The following is a 21829-nucleotide window of genomic DNA, read 5'->3' on the forward strand; positions in this document are numbered from 1 at the left end:
TAAAAGTTATCCCCGCGTTCCTCTGCAACCGAAGTTATAGCAAAGCGCGGGCAGATGCTTTCATCCGCATCTGCCCGCGCAGTTATTGAGTTTTATTTACTCAGCTAGTTTCCCCTGCTGGCGAAGCTAGTTATGGTTAGCGAGAAGCCACTAATTCCTTAGCGTCGATGCTGGCCTCACTGTCACGCTGAGCCAGTAGCTGGGTGCGTACTCCGCGCGGATCTTTGACGATTAGGTATCCGATCCAGACAATTCCGGCCAGTGCCACCACAAACAGACCCAGGTAGGCGTCATTGAGCATATCTTTGGCTGGGGGGACGAAAACATCCGCGCCCTCTTCGATATATTCAGCGACCAAATCAACTATCCACATTAGGGAGGCACCCCAATACATCCAGCAAAGGAGATCTACCCGCATCTTTGACTGGGGGGCATGGGAGTACCACCAAGCGGTGGAAGCAATCGCGGCAAAAAGGGTGATTACTAGGGTCATGGTTAGTCCTTTAGGCCTCGATCTTTTCAGGAGCAGGGTTGGTGCGACGTTCGTTGGCGCGAATCAAGGCAAGGCCGACACCCCATACTACGGTGACCAGCAACGCCATTCCCACACCGACAGTTCCCATTTCAAACAGCATTTGCTGGGTGGTTGACCGCTCTGTCAGCGCCGAAAGGAACGGGAAATAAGGAACCACTTCGCCGTGCCAAAGATGTTCAAAAGCTAGCAGTAAGGCTCCACCCCATAGCAGGTTGGTTAGCCAAGTTAGCTTGCGCACCAGATTCAGCGAGCGCTGGGTGCTCTCGGGGGAGGCACCATTCTTAGCTTTCTTCGCAATTTGTTTCTTAGCTACCGTTACTGCCACGGCTTCCGCGGTAGGAACAATAAAACATGCCATAATGACTCCTTCGACAATCTGTGAGTTCGCTTTCAAGTTTAGCAAATTACTTTAGGTCGATGACAGACCATTCCAATAACCCCAGCACTGCGGTTAGGATGTCACTCCCAATTCCCGCCAGGTATCTAATGAATCTGCGGCTTCCTCGGCGGTTAAAAGAGTCATCGCAAAACCGCTTTGAATTAGGACGTAGTCACCCACGCGAGCTTCCGGTAGATAAGCCATACAGATATCCTGGGCTTTTCCGGCCACGTCAACGCGCCCCATCGGCATAACGCCCGAGTCAATCGATAACACCTTGCAGGGCACTCCCACGCACATGGTTTACGTCCTTTCTAGCCGGGACAGTTTCTTCTTCTATCCCTCAGGATACCCCTCGCTACTGTTCGAGGTTATCAACTTTCAGTCCCATTTGACCCGCCGGGGCGGAACTGATTGGCAAACAAGGATCGGCCTCCCGAATAGATTGCTCCAAGGCATCTGTCCTCGCCGCATCCTCAAGAGCGACTGCTTTAGTAAGCAGTTCTGCCAGCCAGGGTTCGTTTTGGGCAGTGGGGGTAAGAATGGTGGCTGCGCTAATCGCTCCCTGAGAATCGGTGGTGTAAGTGTGAGCCAGAATCCCCCGCGGGCCATCTACCAGCCCGGTGGCGGTTCCGGGACGAAAATCTACCTGCTCCGCCTGGGGACAGTCTCCCAGTTCGCCTGATTCCCGTAGCCGTAAAAGCTCAGCAACTAAATCAACAGTTCGCTCCAGCACGTGCAAGGTGATAATCGCCCGCGCACTCGCGGCATCCTGGCTACCTGCTAACCAGCGAGCTTGGGCCGCGCTTGCAAGTTCGCTAGGCAAAGTTCCCACCGAAAGCTGCGCTACCGGTCCTACCCGGTAACGACCGTCACTAGGATCACTCCCCCGTAGGTACGGATGCGGAGCCGCCTCACCCGGAGTTTCTTCTGCAACCCGCTCGTTCCACTGTGAAAACTCAAACTCAGCCGCAGTTCTTCCCTGGCGAGCTATCCTAACCCGAGTAGCGAAAATATCCGGATTCCCTGCCTCGTCAATCAGGGCCAAATCTGCCCCTTCGAACTGGTTGCTAAGCTCAGTTTTCGGATGGTTCCTAAAAGTTAGTTCGCAAATTTTTTCGGCAACTTGCAGCGCAGCGGGCAACTCTTCCCGCAAAGTTTTTAAATCCTCGACGGTCGGCCAGTTCCTAACCCCACCTGGAACCGCAGTAACCGGAAAATGCCCGGGCGATCCCGCCGCAACCAACATTTTTTTAGAAATTTTCTTTAAGGTCACCCCGCTATCGCGCTCTAGTAGCAAGAACCGCAGCGAATGGGTTTCCACCACGGATCCGTAATGTAAAAGCCGGCGGGTGAGCTCAGCCGCCGGGGTTAGCGGCGCAGACTCACTCAGGGCATCTAGGGCCCGATTTCCCGCCAAATGGTGAGCTACCGGGCAAATCCCGCACAAATGCTCGGTCATTTTCAAGGCTTCCAGGGCGGATTTCCCTATTAACATTCCGTCAACTCGCGGAAGTCCCTGCAGATCAAAGCGGGCATGCGGGTGCCCTTGCGAGTCATGGGATACTACTACCCGCCCTTCCATCGGATCAATAATTTCATCAAGGTTGATTTTCATGGCTCTCCTGAGAAAATGAATATATGCATGAACTTGGGCTATTGACTTCGGTAGTGGCGGCCGTGGAAAAAGCAGCCGCTGACGCTGACTATCACGTTACCCGAGTTCAAAAAGTCGCGCTAAATGTTGGGACTATGTCGGGGGCTATCCCGGAGGCTCTCTACGGTTCTTGGCCAATCGCCCGAGAAGGCACCATTTGTGCCTCCGCCGAACTCGAGGTCAATACCGTTACCGCCAGCGTCTATTGCCCAGGTTGCGGTCAGGACGTAGAAATCGACGAGTTCTTTGCACTGCTGTGCCCTAAATGTGGAATGCCCACTGGGAGCCTTAGTCATGGGCGCGAGTTCGAAATCTCCTGGGTGGAGTGGGATAAAGATTAACTAGGGCGCGCCCGCGGTCTTCACCGCGGCTGGCTAGAACCGCAAAGCACTTCGAAACCGCTGCAGCTATTTAAGCCAAGAATCTAGAACTTCGGCTGCCAACTCGGTCGCCGGTTTTATCCCCGAGGCAGCGGTGGGAGTCAGCCCCAAATTTAAATCTACTTTTTCGCTAACCACCCCCACAACTTCCAAAACGGAAGGCTCTTTCCCAGTTAAACGCGCGGAACTTAAAACATCCAGCAACCCCACTTGGTGAGGCGATATCTTCATCGAAAGCAGTCGTGGCACATGATCCCCACTCATATGCAGGGCTTGTCCCGGTTCGCGCCCGTTTCCGGGAGCTACCGAATCCAGAATCAAAAGCCGTTCGGCCTCTTGAACTACCGGAACCAATTCCATACCGTTGGTTCCGCCTTCCAGCAGGGCTAACTCTCCCCTAGCTATCGCCGCTTGCCAGGCAGGGCGTTGCGGCAATAGAGCCTGCAGACTAGCCAGAATCTCTAGACCAATACCGTCGTCGCCCATAATCGGGTTGCCGACTGCCAGAACTGTAAAACGACTACCTGCCCAACCACTGCCATCCACGGCAGAAAGGTCAGGTAATGCCCTATTGCCATCCGAATCGATGATATTTTTCGTAGAACCCGCTACGTTATCAGGATCAACGCTTGCGACAGGGGTTGCAGGCACACTTTCACCTGGGGTCATTGAATCCTTTCGATTTATAGTTCGGGGGCATCAATCGGCTTTGAAGTGCGACGCATCCATACGCCTCCAGAAATCATCGCCGAAATACCTCCGTGGCGTTCCAGAGAATCTGCGCGGAATGCCAAATAGATGTGGGCAATCACGAAACCCCAGAACAGGAACATAATCATCGCATGAACTAGCCGCATAAAGGGGATACCGAACCAGTCATTGGGAGCTGCCATAATCGCCCAGAAGAGGCTGGTGTTCTTATGGGGCAGGGCGTAAAGCGCCATTCCGATCCCCATTTGGAAAGCACCCAGCACATAAACCGAAGTGTAGGTCAGTTGCTGCAAGGGGTTATGTGCCACATAGAGGGGGCCTTCTTTCCTTAGGAACAGGTAGAATCCCAAAGTCTCCTTTAGATAAGTCCAGTCTTCTTTCTTCTTAAATGGCCAGAAAGTTTCCCAACGCAAGTAGCGGTCTTTAGACACAAAGGCAATCACCACCCGCACGGCTCCGATAGCTATCCAGGTGAAAGCGGCTGTGAAGTGGATAAAACGCATTATCCCCATCAGGTAGCCGATGTCGATACCGCGGAAGAAAGTATCCCCGAAGAACGGATCCATAATGTAGTATCCGGTGACTGACAAGATTACAATCAACAATACATTCAGCCAGTGTAGGAAACGCAGACTCCCTGACCAAACACTAAGGCGAACCCAGTCTTCAGTGGTGGGGGTGAGGTCATCGCCTTGCAAACCGGTGCCCACCGGACGTACATTGACGAATCCCTCCATCCGGAAGGGGCTAACCTCGCCGTTTTCATCGACAGTGGCGGTAGCTACCCCTAAGCAGCGGTAACCGCGCGAACCTGCCATCTGTGCGTTCTTCCGCAGAAGGGTACGCAGCGCTCGCTCTGGTTTGGCCACGTTCATGACCGATTCCAAGTCACCCCGTGCTATCAGCGTGTTTTTGGACTCGCCCATCTTGGTGCGCTTCATATCGTTAATCCGCGCCAAAGAATAACTCCGCTCTTTAGCGGGATCGAAGTTCTCTGCCGGAATATCAGCATTGGGAGCGCCGTGTTTAAATCGATAGCGAAGAGACTCTTTTAAGGCGACATCTACCGGATCAGTGCTGCCTGCCGGGGAAACCGCTGCCATTAGTAAAAGGCGTCGCATCGAGATATCGGAGCAACTAAAACCGCCCCCTACCTCAATGCCTTTAGTCTTGGGAGCATCCTGCGAAAAAAACTGGATTTGGCGATCTTCATTAGCTTTCGCAAAATCCTTCTGCGCGGCTTTCACCGATTTTTCGGCAGTTTCTGTCCCCGTCTTATCGCTCATGATGTAACCGCCTCACCTAGGAGATTTCCGTCAGGATCTAGAATATGAACCCCGCAGGACATACAGGGATCGTAGGAGTGGATAGTACGCATTGGCTCTAGCGGAGCCTTGGGATTGACCAGCGGATGGGTTCCCGTTCCCATCAGTGACTGTTCGTAGGGACCGGGAACACCGTTAGCGTCGCGTCCTCCCGCCAACCAGGTGGTGGGTACCACTGCTTGATAGCGATCCACCTTCTCGTTCTTAATGGTTACCCAGTGCGATAGATTACCCCGCGCGACCTCTACAAACGAGTATCCTTGGCCGGTTTCTGGCCAGCTGGAGGGTTCCCACTTGCTGGCATCGAAAACATCAATATTGCCTTGCTTGATGTTATTCACTAAGGCGTTGTAGTCTTCGCGTAACAATCCTGCTGAAACCACGGCTTCCGCTGCGCGCGCAAAAGTGCGTCCCATCGTGGAGTTAATTTGATCGGGGGTAATTCCCAGGGTTTGAATAGCCCCGTCAACCAGTTTCTTAACCGGTTCGTAGCCTTGGGCATAAGCCACGACCATCCGCGCTACCGGACCAACCTGCATTGGTTTACCGTCATAACGAGGAGCCTTAGACCAGGTGTATTTATCCTTATCGGCTAACCATTCAAAAGGCGGCTGGGGACCGGTATACTTCACTGTGGTTTCGCCCTTGTCAGGAGTTAGCCCCTTCTTGTCCCCCACCGAGTATTCATACCAAGCGGAGGTGACGAACTCTTCAATCTTGTGTGGATCGAAGGGCAGAACCTTGGTCAAATCCCCATTAATTATTACCCCCGGTTTGATAGCCATATGTGGAGACTTCAATCGGGAATCATTGGGGTCGCCACTAAAGGTGGCTCCCGCCAAACCCACTGCCAAGTAGTTCGGGTGAGTGGCTCCAATATCGAAATAGTCTTTATAGACGCCTGCCAGCGCAATCACATCGGGGTAATAGCAGTCATTGACGAACTCAATAATTTCGTCAATCCACGCCTTGACCTGGTCGAGCTGTACCTGGTTGATGGATTCCGAAGAATTCGGGTCAATCGAGCAAGCCATCCCGCCTACCAGGAAGTTCGGGTGCGGGTTCTTGCCCCCGAAGACGGTGTTGATACGAATCATCGAGCGCTGGAATTCCAAGGCATCCAGATAGTGCGCCACGCACATCAAATCAGCTTCAGGAGGAAGACGGTAATCAGGATGATCCCAATACCCGCCGGTAAACACCGACAGCTGTCCGGAATCAAGCACCTGTTGAATGGTGTCGCGTACCTCGGTGAAGCGCTTTAGGTTATTGCCCCGCCACTTGGAACCGATGGAGTGCGCAAACTCCACCGCCTTAGCAGGATCTGCCTTAGCCGCGTTCGGAACATTCACGAAGTCCAAAGCATGCAAGTGATAAAAGTGAATCACGTGGTCTTGGATTTCTTGTGACCCCAAAACTAAACCGCGGATTAAACGCGCGTTTTCGGGGGGATTGGAACCAATCGCGTCCTCGACTGCGGTAATCGAAGCAATCGCATGAACCGAGGTACATACCCCGCAAATTCGCTGGACAAATGCCCACACATCCCGGGGATCGCGATTCTGGACAATAGTTTCGATTCCCCGAAACTGGGTGCTAACGCTCCAGGCTTTCTTAATCTGATTCCCAGCGGTTTCCATCTCGATACGCAGGTGACCCTCAATACGAGTCAACGGGTCGATAACTACTTTTTCAGCCATTATTTAGCCTCACTGTTCTTCTCGGTGGTTGCCTCGGGGGTTTGCGCCATAGGTTCTTCGCTGGATGGAGATGGTTCAGTATCGATAGCGGTGGCGTCACCAAACGCCGCCATCGGCGAATTCTTGGTTGCTTTCCGGTCAGCTGCGGCTCTAGCAGCGGTTATCCCCGCATGCACGGCAACGCCGGCCGCAACAGCCCCGGTGAGCCCCAGACCCACCTTTTCAGCGGTTGCCTCTACCCCAAAGCCCGGTACTGTGGGCAGCTTCTGATAGAAGGGGGTGAAACGATCATAAAAGTCGCGTTCAGTACAACCAATACAGGGGTGACCGGCACCGATCGGCCAGCCAGACTTCAGGTTCCACTGCACTATCGGGCAAGGACTGAAAGTGGAAGGCCCCTTACATCCCACATCGTATAGACACCAGCCTTCGCGAGCTCCGGCATCGTCGAAGGTACGCACGTACTGGCCGGCATCGAAGTGTGGCCGGCGCGGGCAGGAGTCGTGAATACGCTGGCCATAGGCGAATAGGGGGCGTCCTTCCGAATCAAGCTCGGGAGCTTTCCCGTGAGTCAAAATATAGGTTAAGGAGGCGGTGATTACTTCCCCAATTGGGGGGCAACCAGAAACGTTAATAACCTGTTTGTCTTTGATGATTTCATCCACGCCGACGGCGCCGGTGGGGTTAGGTTTGGCCGCTTGCACGGAACCAAAGACTGCACATGCCCCGACTGCCAAAATCATAGTGGCGTTTTCCGCTGATTCCCGCAGCACCTGTTCGGCAGATTTACCACCGATAGTGCAGTAAATACCGCCATCTTTAACTGGAATAGAGCCATTGACCACCAAGATATGTTCCTTGGCGTTAGTGTCGGCCAGCGCCTTTTCAGCTGCCTCACCTGCAGCCGCCATTACTAACTCGTTGTAGTTCACCGAAAGTAGGTTCAGCACCACTTCTTCCACGGTGGTTCCCCCACTGCGCAAAGCCGATTCCATACAGCCGGTACATTCTTGGAGCTGCAACCACACCACATTTGGTTTAGTAATCGCGCCCATTTTGTCAGCCAGTTCCTCGGCTGCACGCTGAGCCGGGGCGGCATGAGCCATCTCGGGAGTCCCCACGGCAAAAATAGCTGCCAAACCAGCACAATATTTAACGAAATCTCGTCGGCTGACCCCGGCACTGGCGAGGTTATCGGCAAGAGTCCCCTCCCGCCACGGCTTTATCTCATAGCTCATTTCCGGTTCCTCACTATATTGAAGTTAGACCACAACGTCTCTCGAGATCATTATAAGCAGTTACCTCTCATACATCCTGGTCACCTGCTAAAACGTTTATAGGTATTACGCAAAAAAAAATAGCGTATTTATAGTTGCTTTAACCACTCGATCCAGGCATCAATGCCTTCACCCTTCAGGGCGGAAACTTCGATCACCTTCACCCCCGGGTTGACCTGCTCTAAGTAGCCGCGGAACCGGTCCATATCGAAGTCTAAATAGGGGGCCAGATCCATCTTGTTAACCACTACGATCTCAACCGAGCGGAACATTACCGGATACTTTAGGGGCTTATCTTCGCCCTCGGTAATAGAGAACACCATCGCTTTGGCGTTCTCACCCACGTCAAATTCTGCCGGGCACACCAGGTTGCCTACATTTTCGATAATCACCAAATCTAGCTTGCCTAAATCTAAACCATCCAAAGTGTGATGCACCATCGGGGCATCCAGGTGGCATTCACCCCCGAAGCCCTGTCCGGTGTTCAACAGCGATATCTGGGCACCATAACCGCTAAGACGCTCGGCATCCAAAGGAGTCTCGATATCGCCTTCAATAATTCCTATCCGCATCTTTCCCTGTAGCTCAGAGAGGGTACGTTCTAGCAGAGTGGTTTTCCCTGATCCCGGCGAGCTCATCAGGTTAATCACTTTCACATTGTTATCAGCGAAAGCCTGGCGGTTATGGGCAGCCAAATGATCATTTTCCGCATAGATATCTTCCAGAATTTCAATGCGTTCTTTCTCGGTGTCATACCCCGAGTGATCCCCGATTACTTCCGGATCAGCGACATAGTCACCATGGTCGTGATGGTGAGCATGATCTCCATGATCGTGTGAATGTACTGTGCCGTCGTCGTGGCGATGAAAACGTCCCATTTTATTCCTTTCTAAGGGGTGTCACCTCAATAGACACCACTCTAAACTCTTCCCCGCTGATTATCTGCAAATCCCGCGAGGAACATTTTTCGCAGCGAAAATCCAACACTTCCCGCATCTCGGTAGTTTCTTTACAATCTCGGCAGCGGACCACCGCCGGTATCTCGGTGATATTTAATCGGGCTGGCCCTTGCAAAGTATTTTTGCGAACTGCACTCCATGCGAAGTGGAGAGCTTCCGGAACCACCTGGCGCAAGTGTCCCACTTCTAACTCCACCTCGAGAACCTCGCGTCCAGCCGCATTTCGTGACACTATCCGAGCAAGTTGACGCGAAAGCGCAACTTCGTGCATCTATCCTCCCTGAGTAAGTGTCTCGCCGCTCATAGTGAGAACGCTCCTAACATTACCCGCTTCTCCCCTTTCAGGTTAACCTTAGGCTTGGGGCTGAAAGTTTCTATGGGAAGGACACAGATGCGGCGAGCCTATCGCCTTAGGGGCGTGGTACAAGGGGTGGGGTTCCGCCCTCACGTAGCTAAAGTAGCCGCCGAATTCCCCTTAACGGGATTCGTAGGAAACGACGATGAGTCAGTATTTATTGAAGCCCAAGGAACCGGCAAGGCTATCGAAAGTTTCATGGCAAAAATGCTCGACACGCTGCCTCCCCTAGCTCGGGTGCTGCACACTGTTGTCCGCGAGATTCCAGAGCAGGCGCACGAAGACGGCTTTAGAATTGCCTCCTCACGGCGGCGCTCCGGAGCACGTACCTTGATTCCCCCCGACACCGCCACCTGCCCTGATTGTCGCCGAGAAATGGCAGACCCGAAAAATCGGCGCTACCACTATCCCTTTATCACCTGCACTAACTGCGGCCCCCGGGCAACTATTATGGTGGATTTACCCTATGATCGGGACACCACCACGATGGTTAAGTTCCCAATGTGTCCGACGTGCCGAACCGAATATACCGATCCGGAAAATCGGCGTTTCCACGCACAACCGGTTAGCTGTTTTGATTGCGGTCCGGTGCTGTGGGTAAGCGACGCTAAAAATCCGGATTTGCGTCCTCCCACCGGAGATCGCCGTCCCCTGATCGCCTCCGCCCTTAGCGAGACTCGGGAGCGTTTACGACGCGGAGAAATCCTAGCGGTTAAAGGTATCGGTGGTTTTCATCTCATGTGTGATGCCCGCAATCAGGGGGCGGTCGCTCGGCTGCGTGAACGCAAGCAACGCGGGGATAAGCCATTTGCAGTGATGGCTCCGTCCGTTAAGGCTGCTAGCGCCCTGGCACGGCTTACCGATTCTCAATTAGAGGAGCTCTCTTCGCCGGCGCGCCCCATTGTGATCGCCCCCTTTGGCGTGGGATATGATTTGGCGCCTGCGGTTGCTCCCGGCCTGGGTGACGTGGGAATTTTGCTGCCCTATGCCCCTTTGCACCTAGAACTTTTAAGTGCCGAATGCTCCGAAATGGCGTTGGTAGCAACTTCGGGGAACCTGGCGGGAGAACCGCTGTGTTTCACTAACGAGGACGCACTCGAACGGCTATCACGGATAGCGGACGGTTTTGTTTTCCATGATCGCGATATTCATCTGCCGATGGAGGACTCAGTTTTTTTAGCAAACTCGCAGGTAACTATCCCTTCGCGGCGTTCGCGAGGGTATGCACCACTGCCGGTGGCGCTACCTCAGGCAGCGGAGCTACCTATTTTGGCGGTAGGCGGGGAACTAAAAAATACTTTTTGCCTGGCAAGTGGAGATTGGGCGCATATTTCGGGACATATCGGCGATATGGGCACCCTTGCCAGTCAAGAGGCCTTGAATAGGGCGGTAGAGCAGATGCTGAATTTTCAGCACCAACATCCAGAAAAAGTGGTTTGCGATCTACACCCGTCCTATTCCACCGGCACATGGGCTGCGCGTTTCGCTGAACAGCGCGGCATTGAATCATTACAGGTGCAGCACCATGTGGCACACGCCTATAGTCTATTGGCAGAACATTCCCGCCTAGAGCCGGCAGTAATAGTGGCAGTAGATGGCACCGGATATGGCACCGATGGCACTATCTGGGGCGGAGAAATCCTAGAGATTGCAGGTGCGCATTGGCATCGCCGTGCTCACCTACCCTCGTTTAGCTTGGTGGGAGGCGACCGGGCAGTGCGTTACCCCTGGCGAGTCGCTTTAGGGATAGCCCATGATTGGGATCTGAATTGGATTACCCAGAAAATCGGCACTGAAATTGGGGATCGGCAAGGACAATACGCCGAGTTAGAACTGGTTAAAAGTCAGTTGAACAGCGGTTTCGGAGTAGTAGCTTCCACCAGTTGTGGCAGATTATTCGACGCGGCAGCCGCCATATTAGGTATCTGCAGTGAAGTAACCTATGAGGCCCAGGCGGCGATGGAACTGGAATACACCGCCACCAGCTGGGCAAACAGGCATATAGGCGCATCGGCTTTGCACTTTAATAGCTACCGGGAACTTTTTGAGATGCTAGGTGAGGACGATCGCGAAGTAGGAGAACGCGCCTGGCAGTTTCATCTGGGATTGGCCCAGCTCCTGGGCGACCAGGCCAGAGAAATCGCCGACCAAGCAGGGGTTAATACCGTGGGACTGACCGGTGGAGTTGCCCTAAATCGCATATTTAGCAGGCATTTTACCCAGATTACCCGCGAAGATGGTTATGAAGTCCTGACCCACGCCGCGGTACCTCCCAATGATGGCGGCCTCTGCCTAGGACAGGCTTGGGCAGCAATTTTGGGAGCTTGCTAGCGGAAATGTTGTATTAGCAGATTCGCGGCAGCGGATCTCCCACCAACATGTCAATCATGCGAGTGCCCCCGAAAGCCGTTACCATCACTACCGATGACTCCGGTTTAGAAACTACCCGTCCGATATTCGCGGCTTCTTCTCCACCGGGCAGTGCTCGCAGCGCTGCTAAGGCGCTATCAACCTGGTCGGCAGGAACTACCGCGCAGAACATACCTTCGTTCGCCACATAGATGGGGTCGATGCCCAACATATCGCAGGCACCACGGGTCATATCGTGCACCGGAATCGATTCATCCTCGATAGCTATCCCCCATCCGGTAGCCACCGCTAGTTCGTTCAGTACCGTTCCCAGGCCGCCGCGAGTAGCATCACGCATCCAGCGGGTTTCCGGCACCGCCGCCATTAAGGCTTCAACCAGGTGATTAACGGCGCGAGTATCAGATTTGATCGGGGCTTCAATCGCCAGATCACCGCGTGCCATCATCACTGACATCCCATGATCTGCGATTGCTCCCGAAACAATAATCCGGTCTCCGCGCTGCACTTTACTGGCACCTAGGTGGCGCTCACCGGGCACAATCCCGATGCCAGCGGTGTTAATAAATAGTTTGTCGCCGCTGCCTTTGGGAACCACTTTGGTGTCGCCGGTAACGATCCGTACCCCCGCGGTCTCGGCGGCCTCGCGCATCGCCTGTACTTCTCGGCGTAATTCCGCGATCGGCAAGCCTTCCTCCAAAATGAAACCGGCGCTAATAACCTTGGGGATGGCGCCCGAAACCGCCAGGTCATTGACGGTACCATTGACCGCCAGTTCCCCAATGGAACCCCCCGGGAACACCGTGGGGTTAACTACATAGGAATCAGTGGACATCGCCAATTTGCCGCCACCGAAATCAGTGTCGCCGCTGCCAGCTATCTCGCCGAGTACTTCCGTTAGGGGTAGCACCCCGGCATCGGTGAGCTCTTCTAGGACTTCGTTGCCGTAACCGGAAACAAAAACCTGATCCACCAAGGCGGCGGAGGCTTTCCCGCCTGCACCGTGCGAGAGCGTCACATAATCATCTTTGAGTTTCATCCCCCGGCTGCGTACCCGGGCGATATTGGAGTTTACTTTTAGTTCGTCTTTATTCAGGCGGTTTTTAGGATCCACTCTTTGATAATCGCACAAACCGGCCCAGATTTTCATCTTTGATAGCTTTGACAAATCCAAGTAACCTGGAAGCTAGTTAGCTCAAGGAGGGTTCTATGTGCTTGGGAGTTCCTGCCGAGATCGTGGCTTTTGATGAAAATGAAAGCGGCCGCGCCAAGGTTTCACTATCCGGTGTCGAACGGATGATTTCCACGGATTTGCTGGCAGACGAGGGTTTGAAAGTCGGCGATTGGGTACTGGTGCATGTGGGATTTGCGATGTCGCAGATTGATGCTCAAGAGGCCGCCACTACCTTGGATCAGATCAGGAAACTGGGACAGTTTGAAGACGAACTAGAGCAATTTAAGACCACCTCGCTTTAACCAGCTCGCCCTACCCAAATCTTTCAACTGCGAAAAGAGACCAAATAAATGAAGTACGTTGACGAATTCCGCGACCCCGAGTTTGCGCGCAAACTGGTAGAACGCATCAATGCGGAGGCCAAACACTTTGAGCGCCCGCTAGCGTTTATGGAGATTTGCGGAGGACACACCCACACTATTTACCGGCATGGTCTAGAACATCTTTTGCCAGAAAACGTGCAGTTCATTCATGGCCCCGGCTGTCCAGTCTGCGTCATCCCCATGGGACGGGTAGATGATGCGCTGTGGCTAGCTAATCAACCGGATGTCATTTTGACGACTTTCGGGGACATGATGCGGGTACCGGGCTCTGAAGAATCCCTGCTTCAGGCGAGGGCGCGCGGACGCGACGTTCGTTTCGTTTACTCCCCCTTAGATGCTTTAAAGATTGCGAAGGAAAATCCGGATAAGAAGGTTATTTTCTTTGCGATCGGGTTCGAAACTACCGCCCCCTCCACCGCGGTCACCCTGGTAGCTGCGAAGAAACAGCAGGTAAAAAACTTTTCAGTGTTTTCCAATCACGTAAAGATTGAACCTCCGCTGCGCGCGATCGTGGGAGCAGACGAAACCCGGATCGATGGTTTTATCGGACCGGGTCACGTGGCTACCGTAGTCGGCTCGGATGCTTTCAAGTTCTTGCCAAAGGAATATAACAAACCGGTGGTAGTCACCGGGTTTGAGCCGCTGGATATTTTGCAGTCGGTAGCGATGCTAATCGACCAGTACCTTTCGGGAGCAGTAGAACGGGGAGAAGCGCGAGTAGAAAATCAATACTCACGGGTAGTACGTCACGAAGGTAACCTCGCCGCTCTCAGGCTCCTGGATCGGGTATTTTCTACCCGTGACACTTTCGAATGGCGCGGTCTAGGCTGGATTCCCTACTCCGGGATGGGGATTTCCGAGGAATTCGCCGCCTGGGATGCTGAGCGGCTGTATAACGTGCCGGGAGTGCGGGTTCCCGATCCTCCGGCCTGCGAATGTGGATCGGTGCTCACCGGACGGATTAAGCCTTGGGAATGCAAAGTCTTTGGCACTGCTTGTTCCCCGGAGAAACCCATCGGTACCTGTATGGTTTCCCCCGAGGGCGCGTGCGCCGCCTTCTATAACTTCGGCCGGATCGACCGCGAAACCGCCCACGCCATCGTAATCGAAGACTAATCGGGTCTGGCTGAACACGCGGGGGCAAGATTTTTCCTCCCGCCCAAGAATTCGGAAAACGTGGCGACGTTTTCCGAATTCTTATGCCCACCGCACCCACTCGGATAAAATCTCGCCCCCGCGTGAGACACACCGTTCCACCGCCACAAGAAAAGCAATACAACTGATGTAATGCGGCTTCGCGAAAGCGTTTCAATGAGCGCGGAAAAGTTTTTATCCGAGCAGGCTAGGCGGGCGCAAATCCGTATTTGCCACAGGCAAATACGGATTTTGGGCAGGAGGAAAAAACTTTTCCGCGCTCAAAAACTAGGTTGGTTGCGACAAAATCAATATATCTATTTCATTCTGCGGGTTGGCGGGGTTTTTGTCTGAATTTTCATTCTGGCAAATATAAATTTCGGCGGGTTTACGGGGTTTAAACTTTTTTGGTGAAAGTTTCCCTGCAAAAACGACTATTGGTATTGCAGTAGCCGTTTGTCTCTTATCAAGGAGTATTGCCATGTCCCCGAGTACCTACCCTAATCCGCCGATGGGTAACCAAGGATACAACTACCCAAGTAATCCCCCTGGGTATCCGCAACAGCCTCCTACCTCGCCCATTCCTCCAGGGTTCTCTCCCTATGCTGGTTATCCTGGAGGCTATCCGAATTCCGCAAATCAAAACGATCCCGGTGAGAAAACTCGAAAAAGACTGATTTTTATTTCTTGTTTCTTGTGTATTGTGCTGATTTTATCTTGTATTGGTGGCCTGTGGATTTTCAATAAGCAGCAGGCAGAAAATGCTGCCTGGCAAGCTGCTCACCAGTACCAAGCGGTAAAGATTGACGTGACCGGATCGGACTATACCCCCGAGAAAGCTACTTTCGTACCGATCCGTATCCAGGGGACAGATTTAGATAAGAAAAAGGTAGATAAGCGGGTCAAGTTTTTCCCCACTAGAACTAAGGTGAGACTCTTGCGGGGAAGCTACCACCTGAAGGTAGAAGCCTCCCCCATCCAAAATGATGGTCGTATCTACAAAATCCCAGAAAAAGCAGTTCCTATCAAGGTTATGGCACCTAAAAAAACTGATAGCGGTAATACTCAAGACAGCGGAACCAGCAATGAGGGCGCACCAGAAAATACACCAGGAGACCCGGAGGAATGCACTTCCTGCGCGGCTCCTTCGGTAAGTTTCGACCTAGAACCGATTGCTCCCGAAAATGTCACTGATGAACAGCTTGAACAAATCAAGAAGGTTTACCGCGAATACGGCATGGAAGACCAGGAAATCACCCGGCAAGTCCAGGCGGTAACTGACGCTCGCCAAGCTAAGAAAGACGAGATTGCGAGAGCCAAGGCGGAAGAGCAAGCCCGCCAGGAGGCAGCCGCTCGCCAGGCAGCTGCCGCGCAAGCCGCTCGAGAAGCCGCCGCCCGCGCCCAACGCCAGCAGGCTCAAGTTGAGCCGGAACCTGAATGTACGGAGGGGTGCGGAAAACCGATCATTTACCTTTATCCCACTAAGAAGACCAAGGTGAATGTACAGGTAAAAATTAACCCTAATGCGGGAAAGCTCACTACCACCTACCCCAAGTATCCGGCAAAAGGTGGCTGGAAGGTAACGGCTAACCCCAATGGTTTACTGAGCGGCTATGGAACCACCTACAACTACCTGTATTGGGAAGGAATGTGCGATAAGTTCCCCTGGGATTTCTCTAAAGGTTTTGTAGTTAAAGGCTCCGACTCGGCTAAGTTCCTAGAAAAGTCGCTCCCCAAACTGGGGCTGAACCGGCGCGAAGCTAATGAATTCATTGTCTACTGGCTGCCCAAGATGGAAGCTAATAAGTGGAATCTGGTTTCTTTCCAAGGCAAGAATTACACCCGCACTGCCAAGTTGCAGGTTTCCCCGAAGCCGAAAACCACAATCCGGGTTTATATGGCTTTCAAAGCGCTAGACAAGCCGATCAAGATTAAGCCGCAAACCCTAAAAGCCCCGAAGCGCACGGGATTCACAGTGATCGAATGGGGAGGAACCGAGGTCAAGAAGTAGCTACATACCTGATCGGGTCTGGCTCGGTACGCGGGGGCGAGATTTTTCCTCCCGTAAATACTGCAATGCATCTAATCGGGTCTGGCTCGGTAAAAGCGCTCCGGGGACCCCACGTTCCGCTTGGAGCAAGCGGAACGAGCCCCTCTCGCATCTTTTACCGGCCGCAACCCTTGCCCCGCATGAAGACGGTTTGGTACGACAAAGCACCCTAAACGAGGGGGCGAGGTTTTATCCGAGTGGGCGCGGTGGGCATAAGAATTCGGGAAACGTCGCTACGTTTTCCGAATTCTTGGGCGGGAGGAAAAATCTCGCCCCCTCGTAACGCGTTGCTACTGCTGGATTCCAAGTAGGGATAGAGATTGTTCGACATTGGCGGCGGCACCGGCTTCGCCGTCTAGCCAATGGATTCTCGGGTCTTTGCGGAACCATTTGCGCTGTTTGCGGGCAAGCTGCCGGGTTTGCAGCGCTATTTGCTCTGCGGCCTCTTCGCGGGTGATCTTTCCGGCCAGCAAATCCATAACCGCCTGGTAGCCGGTGGCGCGGCATGCAGTAGGAGTGTCTGCCAGTCCCTGCTTTTCCAGTTCCGCGACTTCCGGAATAAATCCTTGCCTAAGCATTTGGGTGGTGCGCTCGCTAATGCGTTCATCGAGCACCGTTAGCGGCCACTTGATTCCCAACTGCAAAGTGGGCTGGAAGTATTCCCGCCGCGGCATAGTGGCGGAAAATTTCTTGCCGGTCAGCTCATACACTTCCAAGGCGCGGATGACGCGGCGTTCATTGGCGGGCAAGATTCGAGCGGCAGATTCCGGATCAACTTCGGCGAGGCGTTGATGCATTTTTGCTATCCCCAGCTGCGCCGCCTGGGATTCTAGCTGCTTCCTAATGGAGCTATCAGTTCCAGGGAACTCGATTTCATCGAGGGCGGCGCGGATATAGAGTCCGCTCCCGCCTACCAGCATCGGAAGGGCTCTTCGCGCGCGAATCTGCTCAATCACCTGGCGACAACTGCGCTGATAGGCGGCTACGGAGGCTTTTTCCTCTAGTTCCAGAACATCCAACAGATGATGCGGAATCCCTCCGCGCTCCTCTAGAGGAACTTTCGCGGTTCCGATATCCATTCCCCGGTAGAGCTGGAAGGCATCGGCAGAAATAACCTCGCAGGTGACTCCGCGTTCCCCTAATGCCGCAGCTAGCTGCAGGGAAAACCCAGACTTTCCGCTGGCAGTGAGCCCTACTACCGCTACTAGTGGAAGTTTGGAGGCATCCATAAAGCTACCTACCCGCGAGGACGAATAGCGGGAATCCCTAAGGACACCTGCTGGGAGTATTCTTCTTCTTTACTTTGGCGCGCTTCCCATGCATCTCCGGCTCTAGTAGCGCGCACCGAGAACATTCCCCCGTTCAGTGCGGAATCCGCAATCAGATTATGGGGAGCACCGTAAGTAACTTTCGCAGTCACGATATCTCCTGGTCGCGGGGCTTTCTGGCCGGCAGGTAGCGCCACGTGCACTAGGCGTCCGTCGCGAGCCCGCCCCGAAATCCGATGAGTTTCTTGATCTTTCCGCCCCTCACCCTCGGCCACTAGAACTTCAACGGTGCTGCCTTCCAGCTTTTGGTTTTCTGCTAAGCAAATCTTTTCTTGCAAGGCAATCAAACGGTTATAGCGTTCCAGCTTGACCTGGTGAGGAATCTGATCCTCTCGGTCGGCCGCCGGGGTGCCGGGGCGCGGCGAATACAGGAAGGTGAAGGCAGAGGCAAAACGGGCCTGCTCCACTACCTCTAGGGTTTGCTGGAAGTCTTCTTCGGTTTCCCCCGGGAAGCCCACAATAATGTCGGTAGAAATCGCCGCCTCGGGCATGGCCTGACGTACCTTATCTAATATCCCCAGGAAGCGTTTTTGCCGGTAGGAGCGGCGCATCGCCCGCAAGATCTGATCCGAACCCGACTGCAGTGGCATATGCAGGGTAGGCATCACGTTTTCAGTTTCTGCCATCGCCCAAATTACATCATCGCTAAAGGCTGCCGGATGAGGGGAAGTGAAGCGTACCCGCTCTAGATCCTCAATATTCCCGCAAGCCCGCAGCAGCTTGGCGAAGGCTCCCCGATCACCAAATCCGGCACCATAAGAGTTCACGTTTTGCCCCAACAGGGTAACTTCCAAAGCTCCCTGCGCTACCACGGCCTCTACTTCCGCGAGTACCTCCCCGGGACGCCGATCCCGTTCGCGGCCTCGCAAAGAAGGGACAATGCAGAAAGTGCAAGTATTATTACACCCCACCGAGATGGATACCCAGGCGGAATAGGAGGATTCACGCCGGGTAGGCAAAGTCGAGGGAAATACCTTTAGAGATTCTGCGATTTCTACCGCTGCCTGCCGGTTATGAGCAGATCTGCGCAGCAGGGCAGGGAGGACGTCAATATTATGGGTGCCGAAAACCGCGTCCACGTAAGGGGCTTTTTCAATAATTTTTTCGCGCATCTGTTGCGCCAAGCACCCTCCGACCGCAATCTGCATTCCCGGACGCTCCCGCTTCACACTAGCCAGTTGCCCCAGGTTCCCGAACAGGCGGTTAGCGGCAGCTTCTCGCACCGAACAGGTATTGATTACGACCACATCTGCTCCCCCGTCACCGGCATTGGTAGCGCGCGCAGCAGCAGCCGGCACCAGCTCTACCGGCACCAGGCCGTCAGCTTCTAGCAGACCCGCCATGCGTTCGGAGTCATGCTCGTTCATCTGGCACCCCAGGGTGCGCACATGGTAGGTACGGGGCATTTTATTGTTGCTTATCATCGCGCCTAGTCTAATAGGCGAGCTGCCCGGGGCGAAAACTACTGTGACCGAGGGCTCTCTGCCGTAGTCATTTATTTGCTTCCCCGTCCGGCCCGGAAAAGTGGCTGTTAGGAGTTATCGCCTACCCACTGATTTACCAGAGAGGCGATTTCTTGGGCGCGCGGAACGCTTTCCTGGGTGGGAAGGTTAATGGCGCTTTCAATCAGGCGCTTGGTATTGGGTAAGTCGGAAAGCTCAGAATCTAGGTTGTAGAGCTCGTACTCTTTTACCCCAGGAAATAGTGCCGGTCGATACCAGCGTCCCGGGTAATAGCCACGCGTGCGCAAGAAAGAAAAGAGGCTTTCGGCCTTAATATCCGAGGTCGCGTCCTCAACAAATATCGGAAAACGCACTAAAGCCTGGGAATCATTGATAGCTGCCGGTATTTGCAACTGCCGCGTAAGCTTTTCTTGATAAATGTGTTGCACTTGCTGGCGCCGCCGCCGAGTATCCTCGATATTTTTCAGCTGTGCTAACGCCTGGTCTGCCGCCCATTTTGAGGGCAAGGAGGGGACGCGATCTAACTTTCCCTGCTGCTCCAGGGGAATAATCGGGGCTAAAAAGCTATCGGTTTTTATTAGAGTTTTCCGCAGAGGACCCGAGAGCTTCTGCGGTAAATGGTTTAAGACTCGCACTTGGTTAAAGTAGCGGCGCATAGCTTTTTCTTCGCGGCCCTGGGGAGCACGCACCCCGGCGCAAGCGGTCTTAAGCTCTTCCATAAAACGTTGGTGCTGCGGGCTGCGCTCCCCCAGGCGCGGATTAATCCAGATAGCACCCCCAAACTTGGTGGGTAGTAATTTTTCTACCCCGAAAGAGTGCACCGAAATATCCGCCAGCGGTTCTCCCTGGTTATCGCGAACCATAGATCCGACGCAGTGAGCGGAGTCTTCCAGAAAAATCGCCGGAGTGCTCTGAACCCGCGAACGCAGCAGCGCCGCCTTGCTGTCCGCGAGAATTCCGAAAGTGTTCTGCCACACCACCGCCCGCGTCTGGGAATGGAGGGGCGCAGAATCGGGGACTAGAGCGATGGAATCGGGGTCAATATCCCCGTATTCGGGTTTTAGCCCTGCCACTAAAATGGGATTGACCGCAGTTACGCAAGTGTACGCCTGGGTGGTTACCGTTCCCTGGCCAAAGCATTGGTGCAAGATTTGGTAGACGGTTGCCATCCCGTGGCGGGCGCGCATAAATAAGAACCAATCTTCAGCGCGGGTACTAGTAAGTTCAGCCAGACGTTGCCTTAACGGTAAAAAGGTACTTGAGGTCATGTAGACATTCTAAAGCCCGACAAAGAACTCCCCAAGAAATACGCTACTACCACTGGATACTCATTATTTTTTAGCATAAATATATCCCTATAAATAGAGTTTATTTAAGGCACCTCATAGCTGGTTTTAATAGAACGCTGCTAGACTGAATATACGTAAACGAGGTCTTCACTCCCAATAATCACTTGATTGATTTCCCGGACATAACGAGGAGAAAATCGTGCCCATTTTAGATTTAACGCATAACGAAGCGGTGGCTCGCTATGAGGGATTCGTTGCTTCCAGTCCCTACGGTCACGTTATGCAGTCCGTTAACTGGGCAAAAGTAAAGAATAACTGGGATAGCGACTACGTTTACCTGCAAGATGATTCCGGAAACATAATCGCTGCCCTCTCCATACTATCTGTTAAGAATGATGGCAAACATGCTTTTATGTACGCCCCGCGCGGTCCCGTCTGCGATTTTAAAGATATTGACACGGTGAAGGCGCTGGTAAAAGAAGCCGCCCCAGTGATTGAAAAACGCAACGGTTTTGTTTTAAGGATGGACCCCGAGTTTGCCTATGACGAGAAAGTGCTCGCAAACTACCGGAATGCAGGGATGGATAATCTGGTGATTACCACTAGGGGTACTGATGAACACAGCTTTTCCAATCCCCGGATGCATGTGATTGCAGATATTTCCATGGGGTCGCACGAGGAATATTTTCAAACAATTAAACGCAAAAAGCGCACCATGATTAGACTTCCGTATAAACACGGATTGGAAACCATTCGCTTGCGTCGCGACCAAGCAGGTTTTGAAAAATCTCTAGACACTTTTTATGACCTCACCAAAGTAATGGCTAAGCGCCAAGGAATCACCTATCGCCCCAAAGATTACTTCGTGCGGTTATTTAACGCCTTCCCCACCTCAGCAGTAACTCTCTATGAAACCAAGCTAAATGATCAGGTTCTTTCCTCCGCCATTATGCTCAGCTATAACAAAAAAGTTTTCTATATCTATGCCGCTAGTTCTAATGAGCATCGAGACCTTTACCCCAACTATCAGATGAACAATGAGGCAATTAAAGATGCTATTGAACAGGGATATAGCGAATATGATATGGGAGGAATCTTCGACCTCAACCCTGCAGCTGGTCTATATCGCTTCAAAAAAACTTTCTGTGGTGAAAACGGTCTGATGGAAATGATTGGGCAGTTTGACTGGATTTTTAATTCCGATGTCTATGCCGACTTCAATAAATAGCCGAGAGAAAGCCGGATATTTTTCCAGTGTAACCACAAAATAAATTGCTACCCCATAATATCGGTATCTTTTCCTGCCCTATTTCTAATAGTTGGTATACAAATTATGAAACCTAGGCGGAGCCGTTAAGCTGGA

The 21829-nt window shown here is 53.1% G+C and carries 20 protein-coding genes; 6 read left to right on the forward strand and 14 right to left on the reverse strand.

Going from position 1 to position 21829, the window contains the following annotated elements; all coding sequences use genetic code 11:
• Positions 1-136 precede the first annotated feature (136 nt).
• From AC1EKS_RS05170 to AC1EKS_RS05185, 4 genes are all read right to left on the reverse strand, one after another.
• On the reverse strand, positions 137-493 hold the full coding sequence (locus AC1EKS_RS05170) for a hypothetical protein (protein WP_481009033.1): 357 nt from the start codon (positions 491-493) through the stop codon (positions 137-139).
• Between the two features lie 10 nt (positions 494-503).
• Positions 504-893, reverse strand: coding sequence for a hypothetical protein (locus AC1EKS_RS05175; protein WP_481009034.1), 390 nt, complete (start codon positions 891-893; stop codon positions 504-506).
• A gap of 93 nt (positions 894-986) precedes the next feature.
• Positions 987-1214 (reverse strand): HypC/HybG/HupF family hydrogenase formation chaperone, encoded by a 228-nt coding sequence (locus tag AC1EKS_RS05180; protein ID WP_481009035.1) that lies wholly within the window; start codon positions 1212-1214, stop codon positions 987-989.
• A gap of 58 nt (positions 1215-1272) precedes the next feature.
• Positions 1273-2532: a nickel-dependent hydrogenase large subunit gene (locus AC1EKS_RS05185; RefSeq protein WP_481009036.1), complete on the reverse strand. Its 1260-nt coding sequence runs from the start codon at positions 2530-2532 to the stop codon at positions 1273-1275.
• A 23-nt stretch (positions 2533-2555) separates the two neighbouring features.
• Here AC1EKS_RS05185 and AC1EKS_RS05190 point away from each other — a divergent pair, with 23 nt between their 5' ends.
• On the forward strand, positions 2556-2912 hold the full coding sequence (locus AC1EKS_RS05190) for a hydrogenase maturation nickel metallochaperone HypA/HybF (protein WP_481009037.1): 357 nt from the start codon (positions 2556-2558) through the stop codon (positions 2910-2912).
• A gap of 66 nt (positions 2913-2978) precedes the next feature.
• On the opposite strand, the gene AC1EKS_RS05195 is transcribed toward AC1EKS_RS05190, so the two are convergent.
• The 6 genes from AC1EKS_RS05195 to AC1EKS_RS05220 all read right to left on the reverse strand — a co-directional run bounded on the left by AC1EKS_RS05195 (position 2979) and on the right by AC1EKS_RS05220 (position 9194).
• Complete coding sequence (locus tag AC1EKS_RS05195) at positions 2979-3602, reverse strand: hydrogenase maturation protease (RefSeq protein ID WP_481009038.1); 624 nt, start codon at positions 3600-3602, stop codon at positions 2979-2981.
• Between the two features lie 32 nt (positions 3603-3634).
• Positions 3635-4948 (reverse strand): Ni/Fe-hydrogenase, b-type cytochrome subunit, encoded by a 1314-nt coding sequence (gene cybH / locus AC1EKS_RS05200; protein ID WP_481009039.1) that lies wholly within the window; start codon positions 4946-4948, stop codon positions 3635-3637.
• Entirely contained in the window at positions 4945-6687 is a 1743-nt protein-coding gene (locus tag AC1EKS_RS05205; RefSeq protein ID WP_481009040.1) for a nickel-dependent hydrogenase large subunit, read from the reverse strand. The genes cybH and AC1EKS_RS05205 overlap by 4 nt, the downstream gene beginning before the upstream one ends.
• Positions 6687-7925: a hydrogenase small subunit gene (locus AC1EKS_RS05210; protein WP_481009041.1), complete on the reverse strand. Its 1239-nt coding sequence runs from the start codon at positions 7923-7925 to the stop codon at positions 6687-6689. Before AC1EKS_RS05210 ends, AC1EKS_RS05205 begins: the two co-directional genes overlap by 1 nt.
• A gap of 128 nt (positions 7926-8053) precedes the next feature.
• Positions 8054-8842, reverse strand: a complete 789-nt coding sequence (hypB, locus tag AC1EKS_RS05215; protein ID WP_481009042.1) for a hydrogenase nickel incorporation protein HypB — start codon at positions 8840-8842, stop codon at positions 8054-8056.
• 1 nt (position 8843) lies between these two features.
• A complete protein-coding gene (locus tag AC1EKS_RS05220; RefSeq protein ID WP_481009043.1) occupies positions 8844-9194 on the reverse strand; it encodes a hydrogenase maturation nickel metallochaperone HypA in 351 nt (116 codons plus the stop codon).
• 105 nt (positions 9195-9299) lie between these two features.
• Here AC1EKS_RS05220 and hypF point away from each other — a divergent pair, with 105 nt between their 5' ends.
• The gene (gene hypF / locus AC1EKS_RS05225) at positions 9300-11609 is read left to right on the forward strand and encodes a carbamoyltransferase HypF (protein ID WP_481009044.1); all 2310 of its coding nucleotides are present in this window, start codon (positions 9300-9302) and stop codon (positions 11607-11609) included.
• Between the two features lie 13 nt (positions 11610-11622).
• Here hypF and hypE read toward each other — a convergent pair whose 3' ends face one another.
• Positions 11623-12759: a hydrogenase expression/formation protein HypE gene (hypE, locus tag AC1EKS_RS05230; RefSeq protein WP_481009045.1), complete on the reverse strand. Its 1137-nt coding sequence runs from the start codon at positions 12757-12759 to the stop codon at positions 11623-11625.
• Between the two features lie 95 nt (positions 12760-12854).
• Between hypE and AC1EKS_RS05235 the strand changes: the two genes are divergently transcribed.
• The 3 genes from AC1EKS_RS05235 to AC1EKS_RS05245 all read left to right on the forward strand — a co-directional run bounded on the left by AC1EKS_RS05235 (position 12855) and on the right by AC1EKS_RS05245 (position 16347).
• Entirely contained in the window at positions 12855-13121 is a 267-nt protein-coding gene (locus AC1EKS_RS05235) for a HypC/HybG/HupF family hydrogenase formation chaperone (RefSeq protein ID WP_481009046.1), read from the forward strand.
• A gap of 48 nt (positions 13122-13169) precedes the next feature.
• Positions 13170-14318: a hydrogenase formation protein HypD gene (gene hypD, locus AC1EKS_RS05240; protein WP_481009047.1), complete on the forward strand. Its 1149-nt coding sequence runs from the start codon at positions 13170-13172 to the stop codon at positions 14316-14318.
• A gap of 499 nt (positions 14319-14817) precedes the next feature.
• Entirely contained in the window at positions 14818-16347 is a 1530-nt protein-coding gene (locus AC1EKS_RS05245; RefSeq protein ID WP_481009048.1) for a hypothetical protein, read from the forward strand.
• Positions 16348-16676: 329 nt separating this feature from the next.
• Here the strand turns inward: AC1EKS_RS05245 and miaA are convergent, their stop codons facing one another.
• From miaA to AC1EKS_RS05260, 3 genes are all read right to left on the reverse strand, one after another.
• Complete coding sequence (gene miaA / locus AC1EKS_RS05250; RefSeq protein ID WP_481009049.1) at positions 16677-17615, reverse strand: tRNA (adenosine(37)-N6)-dimethylallyltransferase MiaA; 939 nt, start codon at positions 17613-17615, stop codon at positions 16677-16679.
• A gap of 8 nt (positions 17616-17623) precedes the next feature.
• Complete coding sequence (miaB, locus tag AC1EKS_RS05255) at positions 17624-19138, reverse strand: tRNA (N6-isopentenyl adenosine(37)-C2)-methylthiotransferase MiaB (protein WP_481009050.1); 1515 nt, start codon at positions 19136-19138, stop codon at positions 17624-17626.
• A gap of 107 nt (positions 19139-19245) precedes the next feature.
• Positions 19246-20445, reverse strand: coding sequence for a DegT/DnrJ/EryC1/StrS family aminotransferase (locus AC1EKS_RS05260; RefSeq protein ID WP_481009051.1), 1200 nt, complete (start codon positions 20443-20445; stop codon positions 19246-19248).
• A 220-nt stretch (positions 20446-20665) separates the two neighbouring features.
• On the opposite strand from AC1EKS_RS05260, the gene AC1EKS_RS05265 reads away from it, so the two are divergent.
• Entirely contained in the window at positions 20666-21694 is a 1029-nt protein-coding gene (locus tag AC1EKS_RS05265) for a lipid II:glycine glycyltransferase FemX (RefSeq protein ID WP_481009052.1), read from the forward strand.
• The last annotated feature ends 135 nt before the right edge of the window (positions 21695-21829 follow it).

The organism is Varibaculum sp. C0165D1, from assembly GCF_056590355.1.

Excerpts from the sequence above, each read along its gene's own strand:
- AC1EKS_RS05180 (WP_481009035.1), bottom strand. The coding sequence starts at position 1,214 with ATGTGCGTGGGAGTGCCCTGCAAGGTGTTATCGATTGACTCGGGCGTT.
- AC1EKS_RS05220 (WP_481009043.1), bottom strand. The coding sequence starts at position 9,194 with ATGCACGAAGTTGCGCTTTCGCGTCAACTTGCTCGGATAGTGTCACGA.
- AC1EKS_RS05245 (WP_481009048.1), top strand. The coding sequence starts at position 14,818 with ATGTCCCCGAGTACCTACCCTAATCCGCCGATGGGTAACCAAGGATAC.
- AC1EKS_RS05170 (WP_481009033.1), bottom strand. The coding sequence starts at position 493 with ATGACCCTAGTAATCACCCTTTTTGCCGCGATTGCTTCCACCGCTTGG.
- cybH (WP_481009039.1), bottom strand. The coding sequence starts at position 4,948 with ATGAGCGATAAGACGGGGACAGAAACTGCCGAAAAATCGGTGAAAGCC.
- AC1EKS_RS05190 (WP_481009037.1), top strand. The coding sequence starts at position 2,556 with ATGCATGAACTTGGGCTATTGACTTCGGTAGTGGCGGCCGTGGAAAAA.
- AC1EKS_RS05175 (WP_481009034.1), bottom strand. The coding sequence starts at position 893 with ATGGCATGTTTTATTGTTCCTACCGCGGAAGCCGTGGCAGTAACGGTA.
- hypB (WP_481009042.1), bottom strand. The coding sequence starts at position 8,842 with ATGGGACGTTTTCATCGCCACGACGACGGCACAGTACATTCACACGAT.
- AC1EKS_RS05260 (WP_481009051.1), bottom strand. The coding sequence starts at position 20,445 with ATGACCTCAAGTACCTTTTTACCGTTAAGGCAACGTCTGGCTGAACTT.
- AC1EKS_RS05205 (WP_481009040.1), bottom strand. The coding sequence starts at position 6,687 with ATGGCTGAAAAAGTAGTTATCGACCCGTTGACTCGTATTGAGGGTCAC.
- hypD (WP_481009047.1), top strand. The coding sequence starts at position 13,170 with ATGAAGTACGTTGACGAATTCCGCGACCCCGAGTTTGCGCGCAAACTG.
- hypF (WP_481009044.1), top strand. The coding sequence starts at position 9,300 with ATGGGAAGGACACAGATGCGGCGAGCCTATCGCCTTAGGGGCGTGGTA.
- miaA (WP_481009049.1), bottom strand. The coding sequence starts at position 17,615 with ATGGATGCCTCCAAACTTCCACTAGTAGCGGTAGTAGGGCTCACTGCC.
- AC1EKS_RS05185 (WP_481009036.1), bottom strand. The coding sequence starts at position 2,532 with ATGAAAATCAACCTTGATGAAATTATTGATCCGATGGAAGGGCGGGTA.
- AC1EKS_RS05235 (WP_481009046.1), top strand. The coding sequence starts at position 12,855 with ATGTGCTTGGGAGTTCCTGCCGAGATCGTGGCTTTTGATGAAAATGAA.
- AC1EKS_RS05210 (WP_481009041.1), bottom strand. The coding sequence starts at position 7,925 with ATGAGCTATGAGATAAAGCCGTGGCGGGAGGGGACTCTTGCCGATAAC.
- miaB (WP_481009050.1), bottom strand. The coding sequence starts at position 19,138 with ATGATAAGCAACAATAAAATGCCCCGTACCTACCATGTGCGCACCCTG.